Origin of the sequence: Mucilaginibacter sp. L196 (assembly GCF_009765905.1) — a bacterium.
GTDB lineage: Bacteria > Bacteroidota > Bacteroidia > Sphingobacteriales > Sphingobacteriaceae > Mucilaginibacter.
In genome coordinates this window covers 748,478-768,139 of sequence record NZ_LMUO01000019.1, presented here as the reverse complement: position 1 = coordinate 768,139, position 19,662 = coordinate 748,478, and the positions used below count along the sequence as shown (strand labels likewise).

General features: G+C 39.1%; 18 protein-coding genes. 7 read left to right on the top strand and 11 right to left on the bottom strand.

Features of this window, described 5'->3' with window-relative positions:
* Positions 1-122 precede the first annotated feature (122 nt).
* Complete coding sequence (locus tag GSQ74_RS19640) at positions 123-1,499, top strand: dipeptidase (protein ID WP_158995907.1); 1,377 nt, start codon at positions 123-125, stop codon at positions 1,497-1,499.
* Positions 1,500-1,554: 55 nt separating this feature from the next.
* On the opposite strand, the gene GSQ74_RS19635 is transcribed toward GSQ74_RS19640, so the two are convergent.
* Entirely contained in the window at positions 1,555-2,667 is a 1,113-nt protein-coding gene (locus tag GSQ74_RS19635; protein ID WP_158995906.1) for a mandelate racemase/muconate lactonizing enzyme family protein, read from the bottom strand.
* Between the two features lie 285 nt (positions 2,668-2,952).
* Between GSQ74_RS19635 and GSQ74_RS19630 the strand changes: the two genes are divergently transcribed.
* The 3 genes from GSQ74_RS19630 to GSQ74_RS19620 all read left to right on the top strand — a co-directional run bounded on the left by GSQ74_RS19630 (position 2,953) and on the right by GSQ74_RS19620 (position 6,835).
* Entirely contained in the window at positions 2,953-3,702 is a 750-nt protein-coding gene (locus tag GSQ74_RS19630) for a DUF4290 domain-containing protein (RefSeq protein ID WP_158995905.1), read from the top strand.
* Between the two features lie 139 nt (positions 3,703-3,841).
* Entirely contained in the window at positions 3,842-5,149 is a 1,308-nt protein-coding gene (murA, locus tag GSQ74_RS19625) for a UDP-N-acetylglucosamine 1-carboxyvinyltransferase (RefSeq protein ID WP_158995904.1), read from the top strand.
* Positions 5,150-5,281: 132 nt separating this feature from the next.
* Positions 5,282-6,835, top strand: a complete 1,554-nt coding sequence (locus tag GSQ74_RS19620; RefSeq protein ID WP_158995903.1) for a glycosyltransferase family 39 protein — start codon at positions 5,282-5,284, stop codon at positions 6,833-6,835.
* A 1-nt stretch (position 6,836) separates the two neighbouring features.
* On the opposite strand, the gene GSQ74_RS19615 is transcribed toward GSQ74_RS19620, so the two are convergent.
* From GSQ74_RS19615 to GSQ74_RS19590, 6 genes are all read right to left on the bottom strand, one after another.
* A complete protein-coding gene (locus tag GSQ74_RS19615) occupies positions 6,837-8,198 on the bottom strand; it encodes an alpha-L-fucosidase (protein WP_254060933.1) in 1,362 nt (453 codons plus the stop codon).
* 176 nt (positions 8,199-8,374) lie between these two features.
* Complete coding sequence (locus GSQ74_RS19610; RefSeq protein ID WP_158995902.1) at positions 8,375-9,733, bottom strand: pyridoxal-phosphate dependent enzyme; 1,359 nt, start codon at positions 9,731-9,733, stop codon at positions 8,375-8,377.
* Positions 9,734-9,840: 107 nt separating this feature from the next.
* Positions 9,841-10,704 carry an AMP nucleosidase gene (locus tag GSQ74_RS19605; RefSeq protein WP_158995901.1) on the bottom strand — a complete coding sequence of 288 codons (864 nt, stop codon included), beginning with the start codon at positions 10,702-10,704 and terminating at the stop codon, positions 9,841-9,843.
* Between the two features lie 48 nt (positions 10,705-10,752).
* A complete protein-coding gene (locus GSQ74_RS19600) occupies positions 10,753-11,853 on the bottom strand; it encodes an alpha/beta hydrolase (protein WP_158995900.1) in 1,101 nt (366 codons plus the stop codon).
* A 91-nt stretch (positions 11,854-11,944) separates the two neighbouring features.
* Entirely contained in the window at positions 11,945-13,231 is a 1,287-nt protein-coding gene (locus GSQ74_RS19595) for a citrate synthase (protein ID WP_158995899.1), read from the bottom strand.
* Positions 13,232-13,351: 120 nt separating this feature from the next.
* Entirely contained in the window at positions 13,352-14,602 is a 1,251-nt protein-coding gene (locus GSQ74_RS19590; protein WP_158995898.1) for an ABC transporter permease, read from the bottom strand.
* A 209-nt stretch (positions 14,603-14,811) separates the two neighbouring features.
* Between GSQ74_RS19590 and queA the strand changes: the two genes are divergently transcribed.
* Together queA and GSQ74_RS19580 are read left to right on the top strand one after the other, a co-directional pair.
* On the top strand, positions 14,812-15,861 hold the full coding sequence (gene queA, locus GSQ74_RS19585) for a tRNA preQ1(34) S-adenosylmethionine ribosyltransferase-isomerase QueA (protein ID WP_158995897.1): 1,050 nt from the start codon (positions 14,812-14,814) through the stop codon (positions 15,859-15,861).
* A gap of 73 nt (positions 15,862-15,934) precedes the next feature.
* On the top strand, positions 15,935-16,654 hold the full coding sequence (locus GSQ74_RS19580; RefSeq protein WP_158995896.1) for a 2-C-methyl-D-erythritol 4-phosphate cytidylyltransferase: 720 nt from the start codon (positions 15,935-15,937) through the stop codon (positions 16,652-16,654).
* 38 nt (positions 16,655-16,692) lie between these two features.
* Here the strand turns inward: GSQ74_RS19580 and GSQ74_RS19575 are convergent, their stop codons facing one another.
* From GSQ74_RS19575 to GSQ74_RS19565, 3 genes are all read right to left on the bottom strand, one after another.
* A complete protein-coding gene (locus tag GSQ74_RS19575; RefSeq protein WP_158995895.1) occupies positions 16,693-16,839 on the bottom strand; it encodes a lmo0937 family membrane protein in 147 nt (48 codons plus the stop codon).
* 115 nt (positions 16,840-16,954) lie between these two features.
* On the bottom strand, positions 16,955-17,176 hold the full coding sequence (locus GSQ74_RS19570) for a DUF2795 domain-containing protein (protein ID WP_002996718.1): 222 nt from the start codon (positions 17,174-17,176) through the stop codon (positions 16,955-16,957).
* 89 nt (positions 17,177-17,265) lie between these two features.
* Complete coding sequence (locus GSQ74_RS19565; RefSeq protein ID WP_158995894.1) at positions 17,266-17,814, bottom strand: cob(I)yrinic acid a,c-diamide adenosyltransferase; 549 nt, start codon at positions 17,812-17,814, stop codon at positions 17,266-17,268.
* A 108-nt stretch (positions 17,815-17,922) separates the two neighbouring features.
* On the opposite strand from GSQ74_RS19565, the gene GSQ74_RS19560 reads away from it, so the two are divergent.
* Complete coding sequence (locus GSQ74_RS19560; protein WP_158995893.1) at positions 17,923-18,927, top strand: glycoside hydrolase family 19 protein; 1,005 nt, start codon at positions 17,923-17,925, stop codon at positions 18,925-18,927.
* On the opposite strand, the gene gpmA is transcribed toward GSQ74_RS19560, so the two are convergent.
* The gene (gene gpmA / locus GSQ74_RS19555) at positions 18,924-19,616 is read right to left on the bottom strand and encodes a 2,3-diphosphoglycerate-dependent phosphoglycerate mutase (RefSeq protein ID WP_158995892.1); all 693 of its coding nucleotides are present in this window, start codon (positions 19,614-19,616) and stop codon (positions 18,924-18,926) included. The genes GSQ74_RS19560 and gpmA overlap by 4 nt on opposite strands.
* Positions 19,617-19,662: the final 46 nt, after the last annotated feature.

The following is a 19,662-nucleotide window of genomic DNA, read 5'->3' as shown; positions in this document are numbered from 1 at the left end:
ATGCGATAAGCATACAGGTTGCATTTTCGTTTTAAATACCCCCGTCTGCTATCGGATAATTAAATCCATCTCATCTTTACATGACAGCCGCAATAAAGTATATTTGCAGCAAATCAATATTTATGCAGACTATAAAACAGTATGTAGAAGCTAACAAACAGCGTTTGTTAGACGAACTATTTGCCTTATTGCGCTTCCCATCTGTAAGCGCTGATCCCAAATACAAACCCGAAGTTTTAAAAACAGCTGATTACGTTGCTCAAAAACTTGTAGACGCAGGCGCCGAAAAGGTTGAGGTTTGCCAAACAGCAGGATACCCTATTGTTTATGGCGAAAAGATAATAGACGCATCAAAACCTACGGTTTTAGTATATGGTCATTATGACGTACAACCGGCAGACCCATTAGAATTATGGAAAACCCCACCTTTTGAACCAACCGTACGCGATGGCAAAATATATGCACGTGGCGCTTGTGATGATAAAGGACAGTTTTATATGCATGTAAAAGCTTTTGAGCTAATGATGCAAACCAACACACTGCCTTGCAATATTAAATTTATGATTGAGGGTGAAGAGGAAGTTGGATCAAACAACCTGGGCATTTTTGTTAAAGAAAATAAGAACCGTTTAAAAGCTGATGTGGTACTGATATCCGATACATCTATGATCAGCATGGAGAACCCGTCGTTAGAAACCGGTTTGCGTGGGTTATCTTATTTAGAAGTTGAAGTTGTCGGCCCAAATCGTGATTTACACTCTGGTGTATATGGTGGCGCGGTTGCTAATCCGGCAACTATATTGGCTAAAATGATTGCTTCATTACATGATGAAGATAATCATGTTAACATCCCAGGCTTTTACGATAAAGTGATCAATCTTACTACTGAAGAACGTGCCGCGCTTAACGCTGCGCCTTATGATGAGGAAGAATATAAAAAAGACCTTGACATAGCCGAAGTTTGGGGCGAAAAAGGTTACAGCACATTAGAGCGTACCGGCACCCGCCCTACCCTTGAAGTAAACGGCATTTGGGGTGGTTACATTGGCGAAGGCGCGAAAACTGTATTGCCATCAAAAGCGAACGCGAAAATTTCGATGCGTTTGGTACCTAACCAAACTTCAGAAGAGATCACTAAATTATTCACTGAGCATTTTGAAAGCATTGCACCGGCATCTGTAAAAGTAACCGTAACTCCGCATCATGGCGGCGAACCGGTGGTTACCCCTACAGATAGCATTGCCTACAAAGCAGCGCAAAAAGCAATCGCGGAGTCATTCGGAAAAGAGCCTATCCCGACACGCGGCGGTGGCAGCATCCCAATTGTAGCTTTGTTTGAGGCGGAATTGGGCATCAAAACCGTATTAATGGGCTTTGGACTGGATAGCGATGCGTTGCACTCGCCAAATGAGAAATATGATATATACAATTATTATAAGGGGATAGAAACCATCCCATTATTTCATAAATACTTCGCTGAATTAAGCGAGAGTAAATAATAGAAAAAGGGCGTCTTAAAATGGCGCCCTTTCTTATTTCTGTAAGATAGAAATATTATTTAATCTCGATCTTCTCACATCCTTTCAAAAAGGCTTCATCCGCATCAGCTCCAATACCAACGGCATCATTAATACTTAATAAATAACCATCATAGGTTACTCCGCCTACACATGGATCAACCTTGTGACCGAGCATGCAGGTGTCCATATCGTAAAACTTAATGTTGGGACTGGCATATACAAAATGCAATTTAGCACTCAAAGCGATACGGCTCTCCAGCATACCACCCATCATACATGCAATACCCTTCTCAGCAGCTACATCATGAATTTTTATAGCTTCGAATATCCCGCCTGATTTTGCCAGCTTGATATTAATATAATCGCACGAGCGACTATTGATCTGCCTCCTGGCATCGTGGTGATTATAAACACTTTCATCAGCCATAATTTTAACCGGTGATAGGCGCATTAACTCGGGCAGGCGATCATCCTTCCACGAGCGCATAGGCTGTTCGCAAAATTCAATATCATAATCGCCCAAACTCTGCAAAGCAAAAACCGCTGCATCAAAACTCCAGCCCTGGTTAGCATCGATGCGAATCTTCATATCGTTACCCACAACTTTACGGATATGTTTTATCCGTTTAATATCCTCAACAGCTCCCTTACCTAGTTTTACTTTTAATATTTTAGCTCCTAAGCTTTTAAATTCTTTAGCCTTTTTGGCCATTTCTTCCGGGCTGGCAATACCTATGGTAATATCTGTTTCTACAATCCGCCTCAATCCATTCAGAAACTGATATAAGGGAACATTCGCATTTTTGGCGGCAATATCATAAAGCGCCATATCGAAAGCACTTTTTATAGTGGTGTTTCCAGCAGCAAAATCATCTAACTGTTTTAGTCGGCACTCAATATCCAAAGCCTCCATACCAATCCATAACTTAGCAAACTCTCGAGCCATTACTAAGCAGGTATCTTGTGTTTCGCCAACAATCATCGGAAAAGCCGAGCACTCCCCTACACCGTAAAATCCGGCATCGGTATGCACCCGTATAAACACATTCTGCGCATGATCCATTGTGCCCGTTGCAATGGTAAACGGCACCATCGGTATACTAAACCTGTAAATATCAATTTTGATGATCTTAACTTGCTCTGCCATTTATAGTATTTTTCTAACGCTAATTTACAATTTATACTTAACGCTAGTTTGTCATTTATATTAAGCGCTAATTAATTTCGCCCTACGCTCTGCCATATTTGCAATATTTAACTAATCTTTTATATCTAAACATAAATCCTTAATTATCAATTTTGTTGTTTGGATGCAATACATTACATTTGTGCTTCTTCGTTAAAATAATAATTCAATTTTTAGCCGTCTGTACCGTTCAATCCGGGAAAGATTCCTGGCTAAATTTAAAACTTTCATAAAACATAAAATTATATGGCTCAAGACAACACGCCTATATTTGATTATAATTCAACCAGGAATAAATTAATCCTGTCGGAGTATGGCCGTAACGTGCAAAATATGGTTAAGTATATTGTAGCGTTACCAACAAAAGAAGAACGCAACCGCTATGCACAGGTAGTTATTGACCTGATGGGCTTTTTAAACCCGCACCTGCGCGATGTTGCCGACTTTAAACATAAACTTTGGGATCACCTGCATATCATCTCTGATTACCAGATTGATGTTGATGCACCCTATCCAAAGCCAACACCTGAGGCTGTGCATATGAAACCAAAGCCTTTGCGTTACCCCCATCAGCGCATCAAATACAAGCACTATGGTAAAACCATTGAGCTGATGATTGAAAAGGCTAAGGCTATTGAAGAGCCTGAGCGTAAAAAATACATGATTCAATCCATAGCCAATTTTATGAAAATGGCTTATGTACAATGGAATAAAGATTCTGTTACTGACGAAAGTATATTGTCAGATCTGTATGCAATGTCGGGTGGTGAGTTAAAAGCTGAAGAAGGCATTAACCTAAACCGTGTAGAATATCGCCCTGCGCCTCAAAATAACACAAACAATAACAACAGGGGCCGAACCAACCAAAATAACCGTGGCGGTAGCAGCGGCGGCGGTGGACGCACAAATAATAACAATCCGCGCAACAACAACAATCAAAACAACCGTAACCGTAACAGCGGCGGTGGTGGCGGAGGCGGCACACGCAAATATTAATTGTATTTTTTGTTCATATTTCGTGGCTGATAGTTGATGGTTAGTCAAGGATTTATTTTAATCTTTGCAGCATAACAGGCCATTTATATTGCATTAATGGCCATGAATATTGAACCATTAACAACGAATCTCTACATATATGGATAACGCCTTTGAAATAATTGGTGGCAAGCGCTTAAAAGGCGAAATAACCCCGCAGGGTGCAAAAAACGAAGCTTTACAAATACTTTCGGCAGTTTTACTAACTGCCGAAAAAGTTACCGTCAGTAATATTCCTGATATTAAAGATGTAAACAAGTTGATTGAATTGCTTGGTGATATGGGTGTAACGGTTGAGCGTTTAGCGCCCGACACTTATAGCTTTGAAGCTAAAAATATCGATCAAGACTTTTTTGTATCGGAAGCATTTAAATCAAAAGGTGGTGGCCTTCGTGGCTCTATCATGATAGTCGGCCCGCTTTTGGCCCGCTTTGGTAAAGCATCAATTCCTAAACCAGGGGGCGATAAAATAGGTCGCCGTAGATTGGATACACACTTCCTTGGTTTTGAAAAACTTGGCGCACAATTTACTTACAATCCTGAAAACGGATTTTTTAATGTAGATGCCTCTAATTTAAAAGGCACTTATATGTTGCTGGACGAAGCATCAGTAACCGGTACTGCCAACATTGTAATGGCAGCAGTATTAGCCGAAGGCACAACAACTATATATAATGCCGCCTGCGAACCTTACTTGCAACAGCTTTGCAAAATGCTTAACCGTATGGGTGCAAAAATATCCGGCATTGGTTCAAACCTGCTGACTATTGAGGGTGTGAAATATTTAGGTGGAACAGAGCATAGAATGTTGCCGGATATGATTGAGATTGGCTCATTTATTGGTTTAGCAGCCATGACGGGTTCGGAGATCACTATTAAGGATGTTCACTACAAAGAGTTAGGGATGATTCCGGATGTATTTCGTCGCTTAGGTATTCAACTGGAACTCAGGGGCGATGATATTTACATTCCCGCACAGGAACATTACGAAATTGAAACATTCATTGATGGTTCTATCATGACTATTGCTGATTCACCATGGCCAGGCTTCACTCCTGACTTGCTAAGCATTGTACTGGTTGTAGCCATACAAGCTAAAGGATCAGTGCTGATCCATCAAAAAATGTTTGAGAGCCGTTTATTCTTTGTGGATAAATTATTGGATATGGGCGCCCAGATCATTCTTTGTGATCCGCATCGTGCAACAGTAATCGGTTTAGACCATCAGGTTAAGCTTCGTGGTATCTCGATGACATCGCCTGATATTCGTGCAGGTGTTTCTTTATTGATTGCTGCCTTATCGGCACAAGGGAAATCAACCATTTATAATATTGAGCAAATAGAACGTGGTTATCAGCATATCGACGAACGCTTAATAGCATTAGGCGCTGATATTAAACGAATTTAAGAGAAGGTAAAAATTAAAGGAGAAAGGCTAAAGGTTGTTATTCATATCTTTAGCCTTTTTACTTTAATCGTCATCCTTTAACCTTTCAGCTTCTCGACTTAAAAACATATCTTTAGTCACCTAAAAAAATTCATGTACCAAAATAGACGATCGACTTATGCTGGTTTTATACTCGTATTTGTTGCCATAAAAGTTGTATTAAACCTGTTCGCCATGCCACATTTTGGCTTTCAGCGCGATGAACTTTTACACCTGGCACTTGGCGATCATTTAGCATGGGGATACAAAGAAGTACCACCAGTTATAGCTGTAATTGCAAAAGTATCCTCCACTCTATTTGGTGATTCCATTTTTGCCACACGGGTATTTTGCACCGTATTTGCCGGGCTTATTGTTTGGTTCACGGGCCTAATAACCGTTGAATTAGGAGGGCGTAAATTTGCTATTGCATTAGCTTGTTTAGGAATCATACTCGCGCCTTCATTTGTTGCAAGCGAATATTTACTTCAACCTGTAATCTTCGATCAATTTTGGTGGGTCTTAACCGTTTACCTGATTGTAAAGTATATCAATTCGTCTTCGGTAAAATATCTTTACTTTATTGGCATTGCAATAGGCTTAGGGCTACTCACTAAATATACCATGGGCTTTTTTGCATTTGCCCTGGTTATTGGCTTATTATTTACCAAGCAACGCCGGTTACTATTTAACAAACATGTGTTAGGTGCGACATTTGTAGCAGTGATTTTATTTATCCCTAACGTAATTTGGCAATTCCAGCATCATTTACCGGTTATAACGCATATGAGTACGTTGCGTAAAACGCAGCTGGATTATATTAAGCCATCGGATTTTATAAGTCAGCAATTATTGGTAAATGGTAGTTTTATTATTTTATGGCTCACTGGTTTCTTTTTCCTGATATTTTCATTTAAGTTACGCAAATACCAATTTTTGGCGTTTGCTTACGTGGCAATTTTTCTTTTCTTGATGGAGATGAGCGGTAAGAACTATTACCTTTTTGGCGCCTACCCCATGCTGTTTGCCGCAGGTGGTTTTGGCATTGAGAGGTGGATTAAAAACAACAAATACCAGTTACGTACATTAACGTTTGTTGTTCTGATAATACCAAGCCTGCCAATTTTCCCGATGCTACTGCCTATATTACCATTAAACCAAACGCTATCATTTTTTGAGTTTAATAGAAAATATAATTCATTTTTAGATTTTGTAGTGATCTGGGAAGATCACCAAAAGCACCCCACAACACAGGATTATGGAGATATGTTCGGCTGGGATGAAATGAGTAAAAAGGTTGCAGATACCTACAACACACTTACTCCAGACCAACAAAAACGCACCATTATTTGGGCTGATAATTATGGCGAAGCGGGAGCAATACACCATTTTGGCAAACTTTATAATTTACCTGATGTGTACAGCCTCGATAGTAGCTTTACGCTATGGACACCTCCATCACTAAACCCCGATTACATCATTTATATTGATGACGATGATAATGTAACCAAAAGGCTTGCGCCATATGTACAGAGCTATAAAAAAATTGGCGAAGTTGATAACCCGCTTGCACGAGAAAAAGGAACAACTGTCTACCTCCTAACCAAACCAAGCAGGATGATCAACTATATTTACCAGCATGAAAGAGCTAAAAAATTGCTAGAATAAGTTATTGCAGCATCACTTCAATTACTGGGATCTCATAAGGCGGCTTTTTAACCGGTAATGTTAATACCAGATCATCGCTACCCGAATCTTTATATAAGATTTCCGAAGCATCATTCAGAAATTGCGCGTATTTAACTTTGCCCTTATATCCTGGTAATATTAATTTCCCTTTTGGATAATCGTACAGGTGAATATATAAACGTTTGGCTGCTTTATTATAAGTCAGTTTTGTTCCTTCGGGCACCTTAAAGCTGTCGGGAGCGAAAGTACAATTATATATAGCTCTGCTGTTTGCATGCATCCAGTAAGCCATACTATCAAGTGCATTTGTTGCCCTATAATCAAACTCACCGCGAGCAGTTGGCCCTACGTTAAGTATCAGGTTACCACCGTTACTTACTGATGTAATTAGCAGATCAAGTAACTTCCTATGTGTTTTCCAGGTATTCTCATCCCGATAATATCCCCACGAACCTGAAAATGTTTGGCAAGTTTCCCAAGTTCGGCCGCGATAAGGTAATAGTTCGGCGGAACTTACCTGTTCAGGTGTTTCAAAATCAGCACCGTCTTTATAATCGGCAAGATCAAGCCTATTATTAATTATGATGCCCGGCTGTAATTTTCTTATCAGTTTAACTAACTCTACCGATCCCCAATCGTTTGCACCTTTACCAACACCTCGTTTCTGGTCAGCCTTTGACCATGACCAATCCAGCCAGATTACATCTATTTTACCATAATTGGTTAATAACTCTGTTATTTGGTTACGCATATACTGGCGATATTTTGCCATATCACGACCTTTATTCAAACGTGCATAATTAGCTTTGGTGGTATCACTATGAACCAGAGGATGCACATTATCCATTGTATAATCCGGGTGGTGCCAATCCAATAGCGAATAATAAAATCCCACCTTTAATCCCTGAGCCCTGAAAGCATTAACATATTCCCTTACAAGGTCGCGTTTAGCGGGGGTATTAGTAGCCTTATAATCTGTGTATTTTGAATCAAATAAACAAAAGCCTTCATGATGCTTAGTGGTTAAAACAGCGTATTTCATTCCTGCTGCTTTAGCTTCCTTCGCCCATTTTACGGGATCGAACAGATCTGGATTAAATTGATCGAAATACTTTTGGTATTGCTCATTGGTCATACCTTCATTACTCTTTACCCATTCATGCCGTGCAGCTTCTGAATACAAACCAAAGTGAATAAACATTCCAAAACGTGCGTCCTTCCACCACTCCATGCGCTGCTCTTTTTGCGCATCAGTTTCGTTACCAATCATTTTAGTTTGCGCAAACAATGTTGGAGATGCTATGCAAATCAACAATAGCAATACAAGTAGTTTCTTCATCATAAAATAGGTTTGCCCAAACGTAATGAATAAATGTTTAATTTCTACTTTAGTTTAATTAAGCCTGATTAGCATTACATTATGCAAAATTGGTAAAATGATGTTATGAATATCCTTCAAATAAAAAAGGTGCAGAATTAATCTCCTGGCACCTTTTTTCAAAAAATAACATATTGCAATTATGCGGATATCGCGTTTATAATATCGTATTGGGTAATGATCTCAATATTGCCTTCAGATTCAACCAAAACGGCTATGTTATCTTTATTAATCATAGCTGAAATTCTGTCTATCGATGTATTCAAATCCACAAAAGGGAACGGACTAGTTGTAATATTTTTTATAGGTTGAGATTTCAATGATGGATTTTCCAGCAGGGCATCTAAAATATCACTTTCAGTAATTTTACCTATCACCATACCTTTTTGCGTAACAGGGATTTGTGAAATATTCAGTGATTTAATCGTATTAATTGCTTCCAACACTGATTTTTCGCAATCAATGGTAACGATTTCCTGGCTTTCTTTTTTGGAGATGATATCACGGGCTGTTAGTTTTCCGTCTTTCAAAAATCCGCGATCTCGCAACCAATCATCATTGTACATTTTACCTAAATAACGTGTACCATGGTCCGGGAAGATGATCACTACCACATCACCCTCTTTAAACATATCCTTCATCTGCAGCACACCTGCCACAGCTGATCCTGTTGAGTTACCTGCAAAAATACCTTCCTTGCGTGCTATCTCACGAGTCATTAATGCGGCATCCTTATCAGTTACTTTTTCAAAGTGATCAATCAGGCTAAAATCAACGTTGGCTGGTAAAAAATCTTCGCCTATGCCTTCGGTGATGTACGGGTATATCTCATTTTTATCAAAAATACCGGTCTCTTTATATTTTTTAAATACAGAGCCATAAGTATCAATACCCAACACTTTTATAGCGGGGTTTTTCTCTTTCAAATATCTGGCAATACCCGATAATGTTCCGCCGGTGCCAACACCCGCAACTACGTGTGTTACTTTACCGTCGGTCTGTTCCCATATTTCGGGGCCAGTAGATTCATAATGTGCCTGTGAATTTGAAAGGTTATCATATTGGTTAGGCTTCCATGAATTAGGCACCTCACGTTCTAAACGTGATGATACTGAATAATAAGATCGTGGATCTTCGGGTTCAACATTGGTAGGGCAAACAATAACCTCGGCACCAAAAGCACGTAAGGCATCAAATTTTTCTTTTGATTGCTTATCAGTACTTGTAAAAATACACTTATAGCCCTTTATTACAGCAGCAATGGCCAGGCCCATACCTGTGTTACCGGATGTACCTTCAATTATAGTTCCACCGGGTTTTAATTTACCACTCTTTTCGGCATCCTCAATCATCTTAAGAGCCATGCGGTCTTTTATGGAGTTACCGGGATTAGTAGTTTCAATTTTGGCTAAAATTGTCGCAGGTATATCTTTGGTAACCTTATTTAAGCGCACCAAGGGCGTGTGTCCAATAGTTTCGAGTATGTTATTATACCACATAGTATTTTTTGTATAGCTAACCTATAGGGTTATTAGTATTAAAGCAAAAATAGCTTTCTGAGTTCATATATCCACCCAAAAAGCTATTTATTAATGTAAATCACTCACTAAAACTTAAGATGCTTAACGGTCAAGCCGTTATTTATCAGTTGTTTTAAGGACTCGATACCGATATGCAAATGTGTTTCTACGTATTGCTCGGTAACTTTTGAATCACTCTCACTGGTTTTAACACCTTCAGGGATCATCGGTTGATCAGATACCAATAACAGTGCTCCTGTAGGTATTTTATTCGCGAAGCCCGTTACAAAAATAGTCGCGGTTTCCATATCTACCGCCATCGCTCTTAGTTCCTTCAAGTATTTTTTGAACTCTTTATCATGCTCCCAAACACGGCGGTTAGTAGTGTAGCAGGTACCTGTCCAATAATCGCGCGAATAATCACGAATTGTGGTTGATATCGCCTTCTGCATGGCGAATGCAGGCAACGCAGGTACAGCAGCAGGCATATAATCGTTTGAGGTACCTTCACCCCTTATCGCGGCAATTGGCAGAATCAGATCGCCAACATTTGCTCTCTTTTTCAAGCTGCCACATTTACCCAAAAATATAACTGCTTTAGGACTAATTGCTGTTAACAGATCCATCACCGTTGCCGCAACCGAGCTCCCCATACCAAAGTTGATAATGGTGATGCCATTAGCGGTTACGCTTTGCATGGGTTTATCCAACCCTAAAACCGGGGCATTATCATTCCATTGAGAAAACAACTGAATGTATTTAGAGAAGTTAGTTAATATAATGTATTTACCAAAATCTTCCAGCGGCCTGCCTGTGTAGCGGGGTAGCCAGTTAGCAACAATTTCTTCCTTGGTTTTTAGCCCTCCTTTTATCGGGCTTTGCACCTCTTTTTGCTTTTTTGATTGTTTAACTAGCTCTTCGTCTTTTTTAATGCTTATCTCTTCGTTCATGGCAATAATATTTAGTCTGCAATAAACAATATGTTTATTACCTTATTATTAATATCCTCTTATTAACCAGCTATAAAACGCCGGGAAGTCTTTATTCCATTGTTTTTCGTTATGCTTTTCTCCCTGCATAATAACAGTTGGTATATTGTTTTCGTCAATTCCTTTGGCTTGTATAATATCAGCCATTTTTTTCATATCAGCCACCATAGTTTTATCTTCAATATCGCCACATACAAAATAAATACGAGCATTAGCAGGCAAACTTTTCTGTTGTGCAAACTGGTAAATATCAGGCGCTATCCAAAACGCGGGGGAAAATACACCAGCGTTTCCAAATATGTTAGGGTATTTCAAAATAGCATACATCGATATCAATCCCCCCATCGAACTACCCGCTATGGTAGTATGTTTCACATCCTTTTTGGTACGATAGTTTTTATCAATATAAGGTTTTAAATTGTTAACTAAAAAATCAACATAATCATCACCCCTGCCTTTACCATATTTAGAATCATAAGGATCGTATTCCGTAATTCTGTATTCACCACCATGATCTATCCCTACAACAATGCTTTCTTCCTTTTCAGGCAGTTTATCCAGTATTTCGTCAATACCCCATTCACCATAACCCGAAGTATAATCATCGAACAGATTCTGCCCGTCGTGCATATATATTACCGGATACTTTTTATGTGATGTGGCATAATCAGAAGGTAGATATATCCATATCCTGCGTTGCCTGCCTAATTGTGGTATAGCAAACTTTTCACTAATGATATTTACATTGGGGCTTGCGGTATGCTTTTTATCTTGTGGTGGAAAATTATCCTTCCATCCTGCTATGCTCATTTCAACGGTTGTATCATGTACAATACTTATTTCCCTGTTTGGGATATCGTTGCCTGTAGTGCTGCATTCTACGGTTTCCCAACTGCCCCTTGTCACTTTAAAGGCGTATTTCCCGGGTGGCATATCTATAATTAATTGGCAAGCTATTCTGTTTTGACCCATTTGCCATTTGTAGCTGGCTGCATTCCAATTATTAAAGTCGCCGGCTAAATAGAGCGTTTTGGTAGCTGATTTAAAAGCAGGAACATTTTTAATTTCGAACGTAACTTTTACTTGTGCAAATAAGCATGTGCTGCACAAGATTGGAAAAAGCAATATGCACAATTTTTCAACCATTTTGCTAGTTACAAAAAAGGCCCCGATACCGGAGCCTTTTAATAAAGAGAATAGTTTATCTATTCTTTATATCAACATAATCCCGGTTCGTTGCACCAGTATAAATCTGTCGCGGACGGCCAATTGGCTCTTTATGTTCTTTCATTTCTTTCCATTGCGCAATCCATCCTGGCAAGCGGCCTAAAGCAAATAATACCGTAAACATATCAGTTGGGAAACCTAATGCACGGTAAATAATGCCTGAGTAGAAATCAACGTTAGGATATAATTTACGCTCAATAAAGTATGGATCTTTCAAAGCAACTTCTTCAAGCTTTTTCGCAATTTCCAACACCTCATCATCAATACCTAATTTTTCTAAAATATCATCACATGCTTTCTTGATGATCTTAGCACGAGGATCAAAGTTTTTATAAACGCGGTGTCCAAATCCCATTAAACGGAACGGATCGTTTTTATCTTTTGCTTTAGCTATCCATTTATCAGTATCACCGCCGTCTTCCTGTATTTTTTGCAGCATCTCGATAACTTCCTGGTTAGCGCCACCGTGAAGCGGGCCCCATAAAGCCGAAATACCGGCAGAAACCGAAGCATAAATATTTGATGCTGATGAACCTACAATACGTACAGTTGATGTAGAGCAGTTTTGCTCGTGATCAGCATGTAGTATTAATAAGGTATTCATCGCGCTAACAATAACCGGATCAATATCAACAACCTCTGTACGCTGACCGAAAGTCATGTTCAGGAAGTTAGTTACATAGTCATATTTATTTTGCGGATAGATATAAGGATGTCCTAATGATTTTTTGTAGATCCAAGAAACGATCGTAGGCATTTTAGCCAGCACCTTAATAATGCTCAAATTAAGCTCTTCAGGTGTTTGGTTTTGCTTTAATGATTCGGGGTAAAAAGCAGATAGTGAACAAACCAATGAGCTTAGCTGACCCATAGGATGCGATTTTGATGGGAAGCCATCAAAAAACTTCTTCATATCCTCGTGAACAAGGGTATGATGACTTAAATCAAAATTGAATGCCTTTAATTGCTCTTCAGTTGGTAATTCACCGTAGATAAGCAAGTAAGCAACCTCAATAAAGCTTGATTTTGCAGCTAATTGCTCGATAGGATAACCACGGTATTTTAATATACCCAGTTCGCCATCTAAAAAAGTAATAGCACTTTGTGTAGCGCCTGTGTTTTTATAACCAATATCAAGTGTTACGTAACCGGTTTGGTCTCTTAGTTTCGATATATCAATGGCTTTTTCACCTTCAGAACCTTCAATTACAGGTAGATCGTAAGTTTTATCGCCAATTTTCAGTTGAGCTGTTTCTGACATAGAAGTATTTGTATGACGCAAATGTAATAAAATATGGCTACAAACATCCCCGTTGCAACATACTTATTGTAAAATTTTAGCCACTTTTTCTTTGGAGGTATAAGATGCCTATTTAACCAATTAATTTGATCGGATAGCCTCAACAGGATTAAGCCTTGATGCCGAATAAGCGGGTATAATACCTGATATGATTCCAATACTTACCGACATGCCTACCCCCCATATTATATTGCTCATATCCAGCACTATTTTAACGTCTGCGGCAGCTTTTAAAGCCAGCGTACCCAGGAATACCACCCCCAATCCTATTAATCCTCCTATAAAACATAAAGTGATCGATTCGATCAGGAATTGTAATAAAATAAAATAGTTTTTAGCACCTAAGGATTTTTGTATACCAATAATATTGGTTCGTTCCTTAACCGAAACAAACATAATGTTAGCAATACCAAACCCGCCAACCAATATAGAAAATCCCCCGATAATTGCCCCTCCAATGTCCATCACGCCGAATAACTGATCTAAACCATTACTTAATATAGTGGTCTGGTTTAATGCGAAACTGTCGTCTTCGTTTGGATGCAATCTTCTGATCGAACGCATTAATTGATGAAGTTCACTCTCTAACTGTTCCGAACTGATACCTTTTTTGCCGCGCACTACAATTGTAGGCTGGTAATTATCACTTTGTACATCAATTACGTTTTTAGCGAAATTTATGGGTACCAATACGCTTTTGTCATCGCTGTTGCCAAGCATATCGTCTCCTTCTTTGGTAAATACACCAATAATAGTGATTTCCCGCCCCATCACTTTAATTTGCTTACCAGCAGCGGTACCGCCAGGAAAAAGGTCCTGTGCAATATCATATCCAATTACGGCAACCGGTGCACCAGTTCTTGATTCAATATCGGTAAAATATCTTCCTTCTTCCAAATCGAAATTCCAAACCTTATTATGATCCTGCGATACGGCATTTATTGTTGCGCCAGACACTGTATTACTTTTGTATTTTATAATACGGCTATCGATGTTGATCTCGTATGATATACCATCGGCGTCAGTCACACGTTTTTGTAGCTGATCAAATTCGCGCAGGCTGGGTTCCGGGCGCTGCATGTATTTCCACCATGGATAATCATTATTGCCTACTGCCCAAGGCCATTTACCTATGTAAATACTATTATTACCTAATTTGTTTACGCTTTCCTGCAAGTTGTTTCTTAAGGTATCAACGGCTGAAAACACTGCTATAATGGTAAAGATACCAATGGTAACTCCCAGTAATGACAGCATGGTACGTAGCTTATTTTGCCTTAATGCATCAAAAGCAAATAAGAAGCTTTCCCTGAAGAGTTTTAAAAATAGCATAGTGTTTGGGCTGGTTTAATTTTTAGACGCTGATAAGCCTGTTAAGTTACAGTATTTTTCATTTTCTGTTAATGAATAAAACAATTGGATTTGTCATTTGTCAATACCGTGCGATTACATAAGATAATCTATGAGACATCCAAAAATAATCGATTGAAAATCATAAAAAAATTTGTACATTTGCGCCCTGAAAATCCATATAGATAAGCATGAAATTATCTCAATTCAAATTCAATTTACCAGAATCATTAATTGCTAACAACCCTGCACAAACCCGTGATGAAGCCCGTTTAATGGTTTTACACAAGGATTCAGGAAAAATTGAGCATAAAATATTTAAAGACATACTGGATTATTACGATGACCAGGATGTAATGATACTTAACAACACCAAAGTATTCCCGGCCCGTATGTACGGTAATAAGGAAAAAACAGGTGCTACTATTGAAGTATTTTTATTGAGGGAACTGAATAAAGAACTTCGCCTTTGGGACGTATTGGTTGATCCTGCACGTAAAATACGTGTTGGTAACAAACTTTATTTTGGTGATGACGATTTGTTAATTGCCGAAGTTGTTGATAACACTACCTCACGTGGCCGTACAATAAGATTCTTATTTGATGGTACTGATGAAGAATTCCGCCGCAATGTGGAGATCCTGGGTGAAACACCGCTTCCAAAATACATTAAACGTAAAGCTACTGCTGAAGATAAAGAGCGTTACCAAACCATCTTCGCTAAGCACGAAGGTGCTGTTGCAGCTCCAACCGCAGGTTTGCATTTTAGCCGTGAATTGATGAAACGCCTTGAACTTAAAGGTGTTGATTTTGCTGAGGTTACTTTACACATTGGTTTAGGTACATTCCGCCCGGTTGAGGTTGAGGATTTAACCAAGCACAAAATGGATTCTGAGCAATTCATCATCGAGCAAAAACAGGCTGATATTGTTAATCGTGGTATCGAAAGAAAAAAACGTATTTGTGCTGTAGGTACTACCTCAATGCGTGCTATTGAATCAGCGGTATCTGCCAATAAAACTTTAAAAGCGGCTAACGACTGGACGAGTAAATTCATTTTCCCGCCATACGACTTTAGCATCGCTAATTCAATGATCACTAACTTTCACACTCCTGAGTCAACCTTATTGATGATGGTAAGTGCATTTGGTGGCTATGAACATGTAATGAATGCATACGAAGTTGCAGTGAAAGAAAAATACAATTTCTACAGCTATGGAGATGCCATGCTGATAATTTAATTAGATTTGAGATTATAGATATGAGATTTGAGACTAAACTCAAATCTCATATCTTTTTTAATCAAAGTAGAATATGAGCGCACCTGATCTCAAATCTCAAATCTCAAATCCCACATCTAATTTCGCGATAATTGTTGCCGGCGGTTCCGGTACACGTATGCAAGCGGCTCTACCCAAACAGTTTTTATTGCTGAATGGCTTGCCTATTTTAATGCATACGTTGCAGGCTTTTCATAATACCGTAGCTAAACCAGAGTTAATTTTGGCATTGCATGCTGATTATCATGAACTATGGTTGGATTTATGTGCAAAATATAATTTCACTTTACCTCATCAACTAATAAAAGGCGGTGAGACCCGCTTTCACTCTGTTAAATCAGGGTTGAATATCATTGAAGACACAAATGCGGTTATAGCCATTCACGATGCTGTACGGCCACTTACAGCGGCATCCCTTATAAACAACTCATTTACTTACGCTGCCGGGCATGGTAACGCTATTACGGCAGTTAAAAGCCGCGACTCGGTAAGACAAATGCAAGGTGATCATTCCGTTAGTTTATTACGTGATGATATTTATTTGGTGCAAACACCGCAGACGTTTAAATGGTCGGTACTGCAAAAAGCATATGACCAAGCTTACGATATAAAGTTTACTGATGATGCCAGCGTAGTTGAAAGTTCAGGCGTTAAAATAAACCTGATTGAAGGTAGTTACGAGAATATCAAGATCACATTTCCGGAGGATATTGCAATAGCCGAGGCTATATTAAACCAAAAGCCATCTGCCTAAGGCAAATGGCTTAATATTCTATTCTATTGAGTACCTGCTTAGGCCCTTCTGATCAAACCTAAAAGTAAGGCTATGATAGCGATTACTAATAATACGTGGATCAATCCGGTTGCCGAATAAAAGAATACTCCTAATGCCCACCCTATTATAAGGATAACAGCAATGATGTACAATAAACCTCTCATTTTGTTAAAGTTTTAGTTGATAAATATATTATCATCAATACCAAAACCGTTCCAAAATGCGCTCGAATAAAAAAACCCTGCGTTCGCAGGGTTCTTCTATCTAAAAAAATGTTGATTAATATTCGTCCTCGTTAAAAAAGAAGTCGTCTTTTGTCGGATAATCCGGCCAGATTTCTTCAATATTTTCATAAGGTTCGCCATCGTCTTCCAGTGCCTGTAGGTTTTCAATAACCTCTACAGGTGCGCCAGAGCGTATAGCATAGTCAATTAATTCGTCTTTTGTGGCAGGCCAGGGTGCGTCCTCAAGGTGAGATGCTAGTTCAAGTGTCCAGTACATATTTTATTTTTATAATAATTACACTAAATTACTTTTTCGCAAAAGTATAATATTTTTAAATTGATTATCAATATTTTTTTCTAACATTTTCAAATACGCGGTATCCATTTATTTTCGGGGATACATTGCTCATCCCCTATCTTACGCGCTAAAGTGAATAGGTAATCGCTCAACCTGTTCAGATAAATGTTCACTTTTACATCCACCGGGCTTTCTTCGGCCAAGTGAACGGTTATGCGTTCGGCCCTTCGGCAAACACACCTTGCAATATGGCAAAACGAAATGGCATTACTGCCACCCGGCAAAATAAAATGTTTTAATGCTGGCAATTGCTCATCAATTACATCCATTTCATGCTCCAGCAGTTCAATATCCTCATCATGCAGATCAGGTATCACCATTTTCGATTTCTCGGGATCAGCAGCTAATGAAGCCCCAATGGTGAATAACCTGTCCTGTATATGTTTTAATATATCCTTATCCTGTTCGCTAATATTCTGATCGCGGATCAACCCGATATATGAATTAAGCTCATCCACTGTACCATAACTCTCGATGCGCAGATGATGTTTAGGCACCCGCGTACCGCCTATTAATGATGTTAACCCTTTATCTCCGGTTTTAGTATATATTTTCATTTAAACTTATTAACCTTGTCGCTTAATACTTTTTAAAAATACATTAAAATATATTTAAATTAAACCTGTTTGGATATATGGTGTTATATATTTTCACTCACTACTATAATGAAATCGATCATATTATCTACCCGGCTGATACTTGTCTTACTTTCAGCAACATCGCTATTAAGCTTTAAGTGCCATTCCTCTCCATCGGGTACAACCAGCGCACCTGATGTAAGCAACAAAATACCGGTAAGCAGCTTTTTGAGCGAAAAAGACTTTAACACGCTTTTTCCGTTGCATGATAATTTTTACAGTTACGCGGCTTTTATAAAGGCTATAAATCAATTAGGTGCTATTAAAGTAAAGATAACACGCAGGTCGGCATCAGTATTCCAGATCATTCGTACGGATAAAACTACAGGTAAATCAACCATTGTGCGCCAGGATGCCGACTGGAACGAGAGCTGGGCCAAAGCAAAGCCCGACACATCCTATACTATTGATTACAGCGCATTTTGCAGCGCGGGTGATCTCCAAACAAATAAAAAGGAATTAGCCTCTTTTTTTGCGCAGATAGCACATGAAACCCGCCACGGTGAAAATGGTAAATATAATGACGGACTAATGCTGATGCATGAAGTAAATACCGCATTAACTTATGTAGCAGACAATGATGATTATCCTGCAGTTAAAGGCAAAAAATATTATGGCCGCGGCCCTATGCAAATAAGTTATAATGGCAATTATGGTTATGCATCAACCTGCATTTTTGGCGATAAGAATGTGTTGTTAAGTAATCCGGACCTGGTTCAAAATGATCCGGTAGTTGCCTTTAAAACCGCTATTTATTTTTGGATGACGCCACAATCACCAAAACCATCAGCACACGACGTAATGACCGGTAAATGGCAGCCCAGCGCTGCTGATAAAGCCGCAGGACGAACTCCAGGCTTTGGCATGACGATTAATATTGTAAACGGACAGATAGAATGCAACAAAGGCGATAACATGCCTAATATGAATGATCGTATAGGCTTTTACCAGCACTTTTTAAAGCTATTGGGTGTACGCGATCCTAACTGCGCTTGTAGTTGCGGAACGATGAAACCCTACGCCTATAACTAAGGCTCCAAATAATAATGTTTGATCCTGTTTAATCCTTCATCCAATTCATAAACTAATGGAACTCCTGTTGGTAGATCTAATTGGGTTACTTCGTCATCACTAAGGTTATCGATGTATTTAATCAATGCCCTTAGGCTGTTGCCGTGCGCGCAGATGATCACCTTTTGATTTTTGCGCATTTCAGGCACTATTACTTCGTTCCAATAAGGCAATACACGATCCATCGTTTCGCTTAGGTTTTCGGTGAGCGGTAATTCGCGCTCAGTGAGATCTTTGTAGCGAATATCTTTACCTGGGTAACGATCATCATCTTTGGTGATAGCAGGTGGTAAGGCATTTGGGGCACGCCGCCATTGATGTACCTGCTCTGCTCCATATTGCGCTATGGTTTCATCCTTATTTAAGCCTTGCAATGCTCCGTAGAAACGCTCGTTTAATCGCCATGATTTTTGTACCGGTATCCAAAGGTGATCTAACTCTTCCAAAACAAAATCTAAAGTTTTTATGGAACGCTTAAGTACCGAACAAAACCCGGCATCAAAATTATAACCGTATTTCTTCAACAATTGCCCTGCTTGTTTGGCTTGCTCAACGCCAGTTGGTGATAAGTCTACATCAGTCCACCCGGTAAAACGGTTTTCTAAATTCCAAACACTTTGGCCGTGGCGTATTAAAACAAGTTTCTGCATAGCTATTGATTAACGGTAAAGATACATTACGGTTTGTAACATATTG

Coding starts and splice junctions, on each gene's coding strand:
- GSQ74_RS19615 (WP_254060933.1), bottom strand. CDS start 8,198: ATGATGAAGAAACTACTTGTATTGCTATTGTTGATTTGCATAGCATCT.
- murA (WP_158995904.1), top strand. CDS start 3,842: ATGGATAACGCCTTTGAAATAATTGGTGGCAAGCGCTTAAAAGGCGAA.
- queA (WP_158995897.1), top strand. CDS start 14,812: ATGAAATTATCTCAATTCAAATTCAATTTACCAGAATCATTAATTGCT.
- GSQ74_RS19620 (WP_158995903.1), top strand. CDS start 5,282: ATGTACCAAAATAGACGATCGACTTATGCTGGTTTTATACTCGTATTT.
- GSQ74_RS19580 (WP_158995896.1), top strand. CDS start 15,935: ATGAGCGCACCTGATCTCAAATCTCAAATCTCAAATCCCACATCTAAT.
- GSQ74_RS19595 (WP_158995899.1), bottom strand. CDS start 13,231: ATGTCAGAAACAGCTCAACTGAAAATTGGCGATAAAACTTACGATCTA.
- GSQ74_RS19630 (WP_158995905.1), top strand. CDS start 2,953: ATGGCTCAAGACAACACGCCTATATTTGATTATAATTCAACCAGGAAT.
- GSQ74_RS19605 (WP_158995901.1), bottom strand. CDS start 10,704: ATGAACGAAGAGATAAGCATTAAAAAAGACGAAGAGCTAGTTAAACAA.
- GSQ74_RS19640 (WP_158995907.1), top strand. CDS start 123: ATGCAGACTATAAAACAGTATGTAGAAGCTAACAAACAGCGTTTGTTA.
- GSQ74_RS19635 (WP_158995906.1), bottom strand. CDS start 2,667: ATGGCAGAGCAAGTTAAGATCATCAAAATTGATATTTACAGGTTTAGT.
- GSQ74_RS19590 (WP_158995898.1), bottom strand. CDS start 14,602: ATGCTATTTTTAAAACTCTTCAGGGAAAGCTTCTTATTTGCTTTTGAT.
- GSQ74_RS19570 (WP_002996718.1), bottom strand. CDS start 17,176: ATGTACTGGACACTTGAACTAGCATCTCACCTTGAGGACGCACCCTGG.
- GSQ74_RS19575 (WP_158995895.1), bottom strand. CDS start 16,839: ATGAGAGGTTTATTGTACATCATTGCTGTTATCCTTATAATAGGGTGG.
- GSQ74_RS19610 (WP_158995902.1), bottom strand. CDS start 9,733: ATGTGGTATAATAACATACTCGAAACTATTGGACACACGCCCTTGGTG.
- gpmA (WP_158995892.1), bottom strand. CDS start 19,616: ATGCAGAAACTTGTTTTAATACGCCACGGCCAAAGTGTTTGGAATTTA.
- GSQ74_RS19560 (WP_158995893.1), top strand. CDS start 17,923: ATGAAATCGATCATATTATCTACCCGGCTGATACTTGTCTTACTTTCA.
- GSQ74_RS19565 (WP_158995894.1), bottom strand. CDS start 17,814: ATGAAAATATATACTAAAACCGGAGATAAAGGGTTAACATCATTAATA.